The following is a 9,369-nucleotide window of genomic DNA, read 5'->3' on the forward strand; positions in this document are numbered from 1 at the left end:
AAGCAATGGAGACGCACAAACGCCGGTCAAAACAGTACTCGGCCAGCGCCTCCTGACTCAGGCCCAGCCGCTTGCGATGCTGCTTCAAGCGCTCACGATCCAGCCGCAAGCGCCCGTCGTGGGGATGATCAATGGTGGGTTCCTTGGCCGCGTAGGCGGAGCATGAGTGGGGATGGTTCGCTAATGCCTGAGCTCAGGTGCGTTTGGGGCCACGCGTTCTTTTGCGGCAGCAAAAGTGCGCGGCGGGTCAAACGTCACTTGCAGCGATTTTTTATACCTCATGGTTGGTAGAACAACGCGTCCAGCATCGCCGCTCTGCCAGCCCATACTTTCAGTTGGCTCTTGCTGGTTGGAACTGGCGCGTTCCACCAGACCGAATCCATAATCGGACAAATTACTTCGTCCCAATAGCGGTCGTAGTTCATGTCAGTTTTCTTGACGCCAAAATCCTTGCATAGCTGCGATCGGTTTTTTCCATCAAGACAGACAAAATGGTCCGGCCTTTTCAGAGCCAGCAGACGGCTTGCCACCGCCACGCCGTCACGCCCATGTGGGAATGCCTTCACGAACTCCTCGATATAAGAGCGATAGTGCTGCTCAGTGATACCACCTTCTAAGGGTATCTCATCCAAGGCAGCAGATATATGTGGATCATTATTGTTAATGGCTTGATGGAAGTAACCTGCCCCCTTCATGCTGCCGAACCACGCCCAATGATCGTTATAGTCATTCGGGAGTCCTGCAATCGTTTTACGCACTCCCAATGACATCTCGGAATAGTTTGGCGAATCTCTAAACTCTCTCTGAACTTGATCAAGCAGGTCACATCTCTCGCTGAAACCGTGATATAGGTCTTTTTTAACGGCACGAAAGAAATCGTCCCATGACATGGACATAATTGACGTATGGATAGGAGCCTTAAATTTTCCACTTTCGCCATAATTGCTGGAAACTCGACGAAGTGATGGTTGCTGTGCCTTCCACAAATTTCGATAGGTATCAGCTATCTGCTTTGAGACTTCATCACCGTCTGCCCAGTAACCAGAGATTATATCTTGTGATTCCTGCAGGATAGAATCGGGGGCATCCTGGTTGGTGAAATGCAACATCACTTCGGAGTTTTTATCGAAAGCACCTCTTGTAAGATTCGCGCTACCAATGAGAATTTCCCACTCACCGCCCGATGTAAAGACGTAAAGCTTAGGGTGAAAGACTCCTTGCGGCTGTAGGACAAAACGCGTGCGCTTATCCCCCACAAAATCATCCAACACGTCTGGATGGGTCTGATAGAAGTGGGTGCCAATTACAGCTTTGTTAATCTTTTTACGACGATTTGAAATTTCTGTAAAAGCAGCGGTTCCTGAACTAGCCCAAGCGACAGCAAAATCAATTTTTTCGTGCGCCGCCGTCAGCTTGACAATAAGCTCCTCCAGTGCATTACCGTGCCTTACAAGTCTCATCGCAACCTCCCTAATAGGTTTAACGCCCGGCTCACGCGCCGGTTTGGAGCCGCAAAGCGGCGGAAAATCGGTCGCTGTGCAGCCGATTGTTATATTTTCCCACCGACATAAAGTGAGGCCCATACCGCCGCCCCACCAAGGGCCAAAATAAGTATACGCTCGGCAAATACTATAAGCTTTTGCCTGTATGTAGACTTATACCTAAAGTCATTGAAAACCAGATACTTCCTATATAAGTAGTTACTCAGACTTGAGGCGGAATGCTGCGCGGTGCAACTACAATACTTCAGGAAAATCGAAAAGTGTTTTCTTATGCGCTGAGCTGTTATTTGAGATGGATTATGATACTTCCCAATGATTATTTCATTTTCTTCAATTTTTCCTGCATCTGACTGATAAGGACCCACGAACACAAGAACATCGCCAGATGGCCCTTGAGAGTACCATAGCTGAGCATTTCGCTCAGAAGCAATTTTCAACGCTTTAGTTTCTGGATCGATCACGCTTATCCCCAGCAATCTGTGTCCAGTAAAGATATGAGTAGAATTAATATGTTGAGAGATTATCAGGTTAGATTTCCGTATGGGGTCATTGTCTTTTGCCCTGCTGATATAGAGTCCGCCCAGTAGGTTCAAGCTATCTTTATCAGATGCGACACTCTCAAATTCAGTTTGAATTCGCTGATCCATGAAACGCCAATTAACTCGTCTAATCCACGCATTAGTTGCGTCTCGTTTTATTATCTCTGCCGCTTCTTTCAACTTCATAGATGGCTCAAAAAAATATAATGCTGAGGTAACCCGGCGCATTGAAGCAACAGCGGAAATGCGGTCCGGTTGACCGACTGGTTAGCGATAGATTGCCAGTTCCCGTGCACTCCTTTCAGCATTTGGGTCGGCAACCGACTCAACAATTTCAATAGATTCGATATATTCTTTAGGAAGGTGATTTTCCTTCGCCCCGATGAGCACATGCTTTTTATACCAATGGTATGGTCCTGGTGCCATCGATATTCGTTGCAAAGTACATAGTGGGGCGCATTGTTTCACCGTCCACTGAAACAACCTCTACTTCCTTTTCATCGTAGCCACGCCCCAGACCTTCTTTTTTATCAAGAGCTGGCTTTTCGCTCGCCGCTAGCTCAATTACCACACCATACACCAGATCACTCGGGTCTTTAGCGGCTTCAGCATCGCATTTACCTGAACCGTCTGTACTTATCTTGTGAAAGCGAAGCCGGTGACCACTCAATGTTGCTACAGCAACAAACTGAGCTGATGGGACTCGTTGTCGGAGCCGAGCAAGCGACATATTTGATCCATAAGAAAAACAGAGCACGATTTCTCCTTATCGCTAACGCCCGCATTTGCGGCTGGTTTGTAGCGCAGCGGAAAACCAGTCCGACAACATGCGCTTGTTACAAACTTGGTTCACGATACTGCTCATGCAATTTCAATTTTGCTGCCTCCAGTTGTGACAAGAGAGATTCTTTAACTTTGTTTGTTGAAACTGAGGAGATTTTATCGCTAAAGCTTATGTTAGCGACTCGAATAAGTAATTCGGCGTCGTTTTTTTCACGACTAATGAATTCGCTGAATTCAAATACGATTCTACAATCGCCAGAGCACTCTTCTTGAGAAAAAGAGTATTCTGCCTCGACCCGATATACTTCCAAGAACTTATGATAATTTCTGTCTTTCACGAAAAATGTTGTATGGATATCGTTTCCCTGAAGAATCAGGTTTTTTATTTTGTCTTCCATCCAGGATATGTCACTAGGCAATTCCATCTTTTTATCTGGCCTAAAGCCTATATCTTTGGTGTCTTTAAAGTACAAAGCCTCCTTCAATTGTTTCTGAGATAAATCCTGTAGAAATGCCACACGGTTAGAGTTGCTGAAGTCATTAAATCTAATACGCCGGACGTCTGCCTCGCTGCTTACAAACCCCTCGTTTTTCATATTCTGGACAATTTTTCGAGAAACCTTATCCGCAACAAGCTTAGTCTCTTGAGATGTGTGATTTAAACTCATGCTTACATCTAAGTTATCGTCGCCCTTCCTGAGTGTGACTTTTCCTGAAAATTGAGAGGTATTTTTATCCCAACTTTTTGTCAAATCATACCGCTCAACTTTGAACTCCATTTCGACATGGTCTTGATTTCCACCTACCGCTTTAAAATTAGGCGCACCCAATACTTTGTAGTTAGAAAAAGGCTGATCAATTAGATCTTGTATATTCAGTTCTGCCGGGATCGCATCAAGTAAAGGCTTGTCGCCGCCAGCCCATGGTATACTCTGCGTGTGAATCTTTGGGTTGTCCTCTTTTCCTTTAACTTTATCAATCAACTCTTCAAGCTCAAAAGGGGAGATTCCGGTTTTTATCAGGATCGGAACTGTATTAACCTTCTCATCATCAGAGAAAAAAACACCCCTTCGTCTCAAAATTGACTTAATATCGGCCTTGGTAATTCCCGGCTGACTTAGGAACTCTCTTAAAGGATCACCATAAGGTAGAAGAAATCTTTTATTGTTCATTTATAAGCCCCCTGAAATCGCCATTAGAACAGTGGACTTTGACGTCAAAAAGCGAGGATCTTTCGCCTAGACTTCTAATACACTTGTTCACTATTGACTTGTCTTCCAGTTCATCGTACTGAGTAAATATAAATATAAACTCTTGCGAAAAATCTTGAGAAATATCGCTTGCAAAATTCAACAATCGTTTCATTGCATCCTCACTAAAGTTCTCTATGGTGGAAATGCAAAATTTTTGTTTATTGTTTGACTTATCGATTAACCTCATGGGAATTATGGGAGATGTAATATACTCCAGCGGCAGAATTTTCCCATACTTCTCTATGCCTTGGTCTGTATAGTTTGACGAGTTAAACGCATAATGAAAATTAAGCTCGCATGTATCGTAAATACGGCGCGCAGTTATAATTGAGTTGTATATAAAAGCTGCTCTAGCATTGTCGATTACCTGAATGCTGCTAAAATCAAGCTCCTTGTCTAGTATAACGCCGGCGACCTTTCCAACCACATCTTGCTCGGAATCACGATTGCCGCTAAACCAGAATAGAACACCTGTATCATTCGACCTTCTTATTCCTAAACCTTCGTATTCTCGGTTTGATTGGTCCCGCAGCTCTGATCTTGCAAAACACTCGATTGTCTGAGACAGGTCTGTAATGTGCTCCTTAAATTTGTTGTTCGGCGGACTGGGGTAAGGTTTAGATGTGTATTTTACTGAAATGATTGCGTTAGAAATCGTAAAGTCTTCCAGCTGGCTCTTATGTGGGAAGAATAGATCAATGCCATGCGTGGTTCGAGGCGATCCTTCCTTCTTCGCATGCTTATCCGGTTTGTTGCACTGCAAAGTTTCACCATCACCAGGCGCAGCCCACCCAATCATTTTTAAGAATTCGAGCACAACTCTTTCGCCGTGTTCGCCTATTTTCTTAGAAAGCTCTCCCATACTATTTCCTTCTATAAATGTGAACTCGGGCTACGACTTGTAACGCCCGCATTTGCGGCTGGTTTGGAGCGCAGCGGAAAACCAGTCCGCCAACATTCGCTTGTTAGAAGTTTTTTGGCCTCGTAATTTCATGAAACTCCATGCATTCTTTTGCTTTTGCGTAAACCTCGCAAACATGCGTCCATTGGAAATTTCGATGGAAAGCAAGTACTACCATTTTAAGAGTCTGATACCCGATACTGAACTGTTGTAGAAAGTCATGCTCAAACTCAGACCAATTAGGCTTCTCGCCAGACTCGATTATGCCTTCGAACTTCTCGAATATATCGTGCGCTCTATCAAGATCGCTCTCGTCCCAATCCATAGCTATTACAAGCGTGGCAATAGGATGCTCACGAGAATCGAGCGATTCACCAACTAGGCCCATTTGATATTTAAGTTTATTAATTTGTGACTGTAACTCTTCCATATCTTGACTCCGTTTAATTGATTTCCATTAGGCGCTCATTGCACAGTTGAATTGCCTCTTGGAAGACAACATGGAGATTGCTACTGTTTTGGGTCGTATTATTATCCTGCCTCACTTCGTGAAGTAGCGCATTAGCTGAATTTAATTTTTCTTTAATATCCACATCTTGCGATTTCTGATTAAACCTGTTCATCGCTTGATCTATGCGTTCTTGTACAGAATCACATATATTGGTAATACTTTGACCTCGACCACCCGACTTGAGAAGTTTTCGACAGTCCTCTTGCCCCCTTCTCAAGATCTCTCCAGCTTCTGAAATCGATATCTTTCTAAGGTCAAACGCAACCTGATCTTTATAGCGTTTAACCTTTCCAGCCTGCCACAGAGTTACCGCAGTCCCTATTGCGGTAAGTATCGTTCCTATCCATGTTATAACGTCACTACTCATTAATATTCCTAATCTTGTGGGCGGCTCGACCTCTAACGCCGTGCTCACCGGAAAATTAAGAGCGCAGCGAGTAATTTTTCCGCGTGCAGCACCTTGTTAACTGCCAACCAATGCAGGAGGGTTCAACAGCCAGACAATGACAAACACAGCTATTGCACCGGTTGCTTTTATGGAAAACTTTTGAAACCTTGACTCTACATTAAGCAGTCCAGGAATAATCGCCGCAATTGCAGCAAGAGAAATGGCAAACACTCCTCGGAAGATAAAAAATTGCGTAGAAGTAGGATTTGGAATAAATATAGCTAAAACGAGTACTATTAAGGCAAATAGCAAGCCAACAGACAGACCTGTTATTAGCTGCCATTTAGGTGTTGTATTCAAATCTTGTGCTCCTGCGTATTCAAATCCTGCTGTTGGAAGACTATTTTCTTTGTAGAGCGCCTCTAATTGCTGCCACTGATCTTTTGGAAGGTACTCTTTTGTCATTCTTTGCATGTTCGCATAAGCCCCGACATTAGGACTCTCTAAAGCGCCTTTAAGCGTGTCAGAGTGACTTCTAAGAAAATTCACATGAACTACAAAGGCACTTAAGATGCTGTGACAGGATTCAGCAAAACCGGTAACCCATTTCCCATTTGCATGAGCACCTAATAACCCGCTATTGCCAACAAAGTTTTCGACGAAATTGAAGAATCTTGCACCCAGTTTCTGGCATGTCAATAAGTCTTGGAGGGATGGATCTACTCCATTTTCATGGATTTCAATAACAACAGGGTTAAGATGATCCATGTAGGCTTGCTTCAGTTTTTCAATTTCTGCCTCAGCTTGAAGAACAGCTTGCTCATTAGTCATCATTAATTAGTCGTTTTCGTTGCCATGAGAAGCAAGGTGGTCAGGTCGGTATTGTCGACTCCTTCCATGGCCATGCTTTCATATGAACCAACTACATCATGGACTATTTTCTCAATATCTATTTTTGATACTGTACCTCTCAGCCCTTTAATTCTTATTGCAATCTCACGAAGATCACGTTCAGTGGGGGACCAATCAGTAATCAATAGTGCTGCTTCAAGTTCTTTCTTCAGGTTTTCCGTGCTCATAACGAACGTCCTATTTTTTAGTTGCTAATTGCATCAGGGTAATTAGGTCAGAGGTATCTGCACCTTTGTAAAGGTAACTTCCAGCGTCAGGGCAATATTTTTTTACAATATCTGCCCAATCTTTCTCGGATGGAGTAAGGCCTTGCGCTACGAGAGCCTGTATGTCCTGCTTTATTTTATCTAGTTGGTAAGAAGTAGGTTCGGTTGGGGCGGTGCCAAACTTGATTTTTATTCTATGGGCTAATTCTTGATCACTATTCATCGGAGTTCCTTATGTGGTTGGGGCACTGGGCAGTTAACGTCAAATTTGAGTGGCGCGCGCCAGCGCGTCCGCTCGAACGACTTGTTGGGCGCTTACTAAAACATAGAGTACGCGTAATTACTTCCGGGAATGTAACGCACAACCATATTCCCCTCTGGTGGGTTCATGCCCGCTGCTTCGAAACGCGACATGATGAGTTCTCGTAACTCTCCCTTCGGCCGTCTTCTGTGGATACCGAGCACCCAGAAACTTCGGATATCAAGTGAGGATGCCTTGATCTTCGAAATTTTTTGGATGTCCTTCATCATATTGGAGAAGCAGATTCCGGCGTCTGGATGCTGCTTTATCTCAAGGCTGCGTACGATTCTTGTCGCCAACCTTTCTTACGAATGATAAAGTCAGGGCGGCAGAAAGTGCGCCCCTTTTCCATGCGGCGGTCATAGTCTAATGACCATTCCCGCCACCACTCTGGTTCCGTTAAGTGCTGGCTAAGAAAGTGGGCGAACTCCACCTGAAACCACACTTCCCATCCGGTGATTTCACTTTCTTCAATTATTCTCAGTGATCGTCCCACGCGCCGTTGGCGGAAAAAATCTTCCGTCAGTTCCGTGAGGTAGTCGAAGTCTTGACTCATATCGTCATCTTAAGCTGATTTTTCTAAGCAGAAGAGCATTCCGCCCAACGCCCGGCACACGTGCCGATTTGTAGCCGCGAAGCGGCGGAGAAGCGGTCACCGTGCTGCCGCTTGTTAGGCTACCAATATGGATAGGTAAGGTGACTGGTGGCATGGACTCGTGCTCCTTTGGATGTATTGCATGACTCACATGTGAGTTGAAAATTTGTTGGGTCATTTGTTCCTGATGCCATTAATGGAACCATATGATCTATATGTCTCGTCTCTGTTGGCACCAAGATATTGGTAAGATCACAGCCACACAATTGGCACCTCCCTTTATCTCGATGAAATACAGCATTTTTTAACCAAACAGGGAAGTATGACCTCTTCACAACCCCCGGGCTAGCGATGCATGGATGCTCGCCGGGTTGAAGTTGACAAATAAACGGCTGTATGAATTTGCCAAACTCAAATAGAAAAGTTCTATCCGCAAAGAGTAATTGAAAAGCAGCATCAGTAATTGTCGTCGTAGCAGCCTCCAATATATCTCTCAACTCATCGATATGATCCTCTACTTCTTGCGCAGTGAACCATACTGGACGTGGAATGCCAGCCCCATCAAGTAACCATCCATAATCACTAATTATTATTTCCCCATCAACCTTGCCAAGGTAGTGCTGTATCCCAAAACCGTTAACACTGTGAATAAAGGTATGAAGCAAAGTGTATTTTTGCGGTTTCTCTATTTGCTCAAAAAACTCCGGGCTCCTAAATCCAAAAAAATCAGCAATTACTTCATCAGGGCCGATATCTGACGGGTTTCGCACAGCAGATACTGCGCTATCAGCAAAGGAGTAAGCAGCTGAGTAATTTATTTGCTTTGTGTTCAATGACTTCTCCATCCATGAATGCCTAACAGTGATTGGACTGCGCGTCCTGATATTGAATGAACAGCCTGCGCGTTCAACAATATTATCTGGCGCGCGCCTTTTCTTCCAAGTCGTTGTTTTTACTTTGACCTAAGTATAGCTCGGCCACCTATGCAGAATTCGCGCGCTTGCTCGTTTTGCCGGAACCAATATACTGTATGCGGAAAAATTAATAAAAAAACAGGCAACCAAGCGCATCGCACCAAGCCATTTAAGCTCTCCCCAAACCAGCTCAAACGCTCTTAGCCACCCCCGTATAAAAAACCCACCCAACTACCCCACAATTCATCACCACCACCACACCAAAATATCGCCTGAAACGGCTGCTTCCTGGTTTTGTGCCGAAATAGTCGCTGCGCTACCAGCGCGCCGGGCCAGCCACCGATCAAACCTGCGAAGAGCAGCGTGGCTTCTGGTGTGCGCCTTCGACCCTTCCCTGCTGCGGCTTTGTCGATGCCGTACATGGCAAAGGTGATCATGTTCAGCAGCGCGTATGCCGCCAGGAGCTGCATTGGAGTGTGTCCGGCAGCGCTCAAGGCCCCCAGTAGCGCGAAGAACGCAGCGGCTATGGTGCATGCCAGTGTCAGCCCTTTGGAGCGTGGGGAT

13 protein-coding genes are annotated in these 9,369 nt (G+C 45.0%); all 13 read right to left on the minus strand.

The annotated features are described in order from the left end of the window. Positions 1–278: 278 nt before the first annotated feature. Positions 279–1,460, minus strand: a complete 1,182-nt coding sequence (locus QPM17_RS22855; RefSeq protein WP_285394057.1) for a phospholipase D family protein — start codon at positions 1,458–1,460, stop codon at positions 279–281. Positions 1,461–1,549: 89 nt separating this feature from the next. Further along, complete coding sequence (locus QPM17_RS22860) at positions 1,550–2,227, minus strand: hypothetical protein (RefSeq protein ID WP_285394058.1); 678 nt, start codon at positions 2,225–2,227, stop codon at positions 1,550–1,552. 211 nt (positions 2,228–2,438) lie between these two features. Further along, positions 2,439–2,798 carry a gamma-glutamylcyclotransferase family protein gene (locus QPM17_RS22865; protein ID WP_285394059.1) on the minus strand — a complete coding sequence of 120 codons (360 nt, stop codon included), beginning with the start codon at positions 2,796–2,798 and terminating at the stop codon, positions 2,439–2,441. Between the two features lie 79 nt (positions 2,799–2,877). Continuing rightward, positions 2,878–3,996: a GapS4b family protein gene (gapS4b, locus tag QPM17_RS22870; protein WP_285394060.1), complete on the minus strand. Its 1,119-nt coding sequence runs from the start codon at positions 3,994–3,996 to the stop codon at positions 2,878–2,880. Beyond that, on the minus strand, positions 3,986–4,939 hold the full coding sequence (gene gapS4a / locus QPM17_RS22875; RefSeq protein WP_285394061.1) for a GapS4a family protein: 954 nt from the start codon (positions 4,937–4,939) through the stop codon (positions 3,986–3,988). Before gapS4a ends, gapS4b begins: the two co-directional genes overlap by 11 nt. Before the next feature lie 103 nt (positions 4,940–5,042). Further along, positions 5,043–5,408, minus strand: coding sequence for a hypothetical protein (locus QPM17_RS22880; protein WP_285394062.1), 366 nt, complete (start codon positions 5,406–5,408; stop codon positions 5,043–5,045). 13 nt (positions 5,409–5,421) lie between these two features. Next, positions 5,422–5,856, minus strand: a complete 435-nt coding sequence (locus QPM17_RS22885) for a hypothetical protein (protein ID WP_285394063.1) — start codon at positions 5,854–5,856, stop codon at positions 5,422–5,424. A gap of 96 nt (positions 5,857–5,952) precedes the next feature. Next, the gene (locus QPM17_RS22890; RefSeq protein ID WP_285394064.1) at positions 5,953–6,711 is read right to left on the minus strand and encodes a hypothetical protein; all 759 of its coding nucleotides are present in this window, start codon (positions 6,709–6,711) and stop codon (positions 5,953–5,955) included. Then, positions 6,711–6,956 carry a hypothetical protein gene (locus QPM17_RS22895; protein WP_285394065.1) on the minus strand — a complete coding sequence of 82 codons (246 nt, stop codon included), beginning with the start codon at positions 6,954–6,956 and terminating at the stop codon, positions 6,711–6,713. Before QPM17_RS22895 ends, QPM17_RS22890 begins: the two co-directional genes overlap by 1 nt. A 10-nt stretch (positions 6,957–6,966) precedes the next feature. After that, on the minus strand, positions 6,967–7,218 hold the full coding sequence (locus QPM17_RS22900) for a hypothetical protein (RefSeq protein WP_285394066.1): 252 nt from the start codon (positions 7,216–7,218) through the stop codon (positions 6,967–6,969). A gap of 343 nt (positions 7,219–7,561) precedes the next feature. After that, the gene (locus tag QPM17_RS22905) at positions 7,562–7,852 is read right to left on the minus strand and encodes a hypothetical protein (protein WP_285394067.1); all 291 of its coding nucleotides are present in this window, start codon (positions 7,850–7,852) and stop codon (positions 7,562–7,564) included. A gap of 119 nt (positions 7,853–7,971) precedes the next feature. Then, positions 7,972–8,724 (minus strand): HNH endonuclease, encoded by a 753-nt coding sequence (locus tag QPM17_RS22910; protein WP_285394068.1) that lies wholly within the window; start codon positions 8,722–8,724, stop codon positions 7,972–7,974. A gap of 281 nt (positions 8,725–9,005) precedes the next feature. Next, on the minus strand, positions 9,006–9,369 hold a 364-nt coding region (locus tag QPM17_RS22915; RefSeq protein WP_285394069.1), incomplete at its 5' end, for a DUF1294 domain-containing protein.

Source organism: Marinobacter azerbaijanicus, assembly GCF_030250645.1.
GTDB classification, from domain to species: domain Bacteria; phylum Pseudomonadota; class Gammaproteobacteria; order Pseudomonadales; family Oleiphilaceae; genus Marinobacter; species Marinobacter azerbaijanicus.

Excerpts from the sequence above, each read along its gene's own strand:
- QPM17_RS22880 (WP_285394062.1), bottom strand. The coding sequence starts at position 5,408 with ATGGAAGAGTTACAGTCACAAATTAATAAACTTAAATATCAAATGGGC.
- QPM17_RS22905 (WP_285394067.1), bottom strand. The coding sequence starts at position 7,852 with ATGAGTCAAGACTTCGACTACCTCACGGAACTGACGGAAGATTTTTTC.
- QPM17_RS22860 (WP_285394058.1), bottom strand. The coding sequence starts at position 2,227 with ATGAAGTTGAAAGAAGCGGCAGAGATAATAAAACGAGACGCAACTAAT.
- QPM17_RS22890 (WP_285394064.1), bottom strand. The coding sequence starts at position 6,711 with ATGATGACTAATGAGCAAGCTGTTCTTCAAGCTGAGGCAGAAATTGAA.
- QPM17_RS22855 (WP_285394057.1), bottom strand. The coding sequence starts at position 1,460 with ATGAGACTTGTAAGGCACGGTAATGCACTGGAGGAGCTTATTGTCAAG.
- QPM17_RS22900 (WP_285394066.1), bottom strand. The coding sequence starts at position 7,218 with ATGAATAGTGATCAAGAATTAGCCCATAGAATAAAAATCAAGTTTGGC.
- gapS4a (WP_285394061.1), bottom strand. The coding sequence starts at position 4,939 with ATGGGAGAGCTTTCTAAGAAAATAGGCGAACACGGCGAAAGAGTTGTG.
- QPM17_RS22885 (WP_285394063.1), bottom strand. The coding sequence starts at position 5,856 with ATGAGTAGTGACGTTATAACATGGATAGGAACGATACTTACCGCAATA.
- QPM17_RS22895 (WP_285394065.1), bottom strand. The coding sequence starts at position 6,956 with ATGAGCACGGAAAACCTGAAGAAAGAACTTGAAGCAGCACTATTGATT.
- gapS4b (WP_285394060.1), bottom strand. The coding sequence starts at position 3,996 with ATGAACAATAAAAGATTTCTTCTACCTTATGGTGATCCTTTAAGAGAG.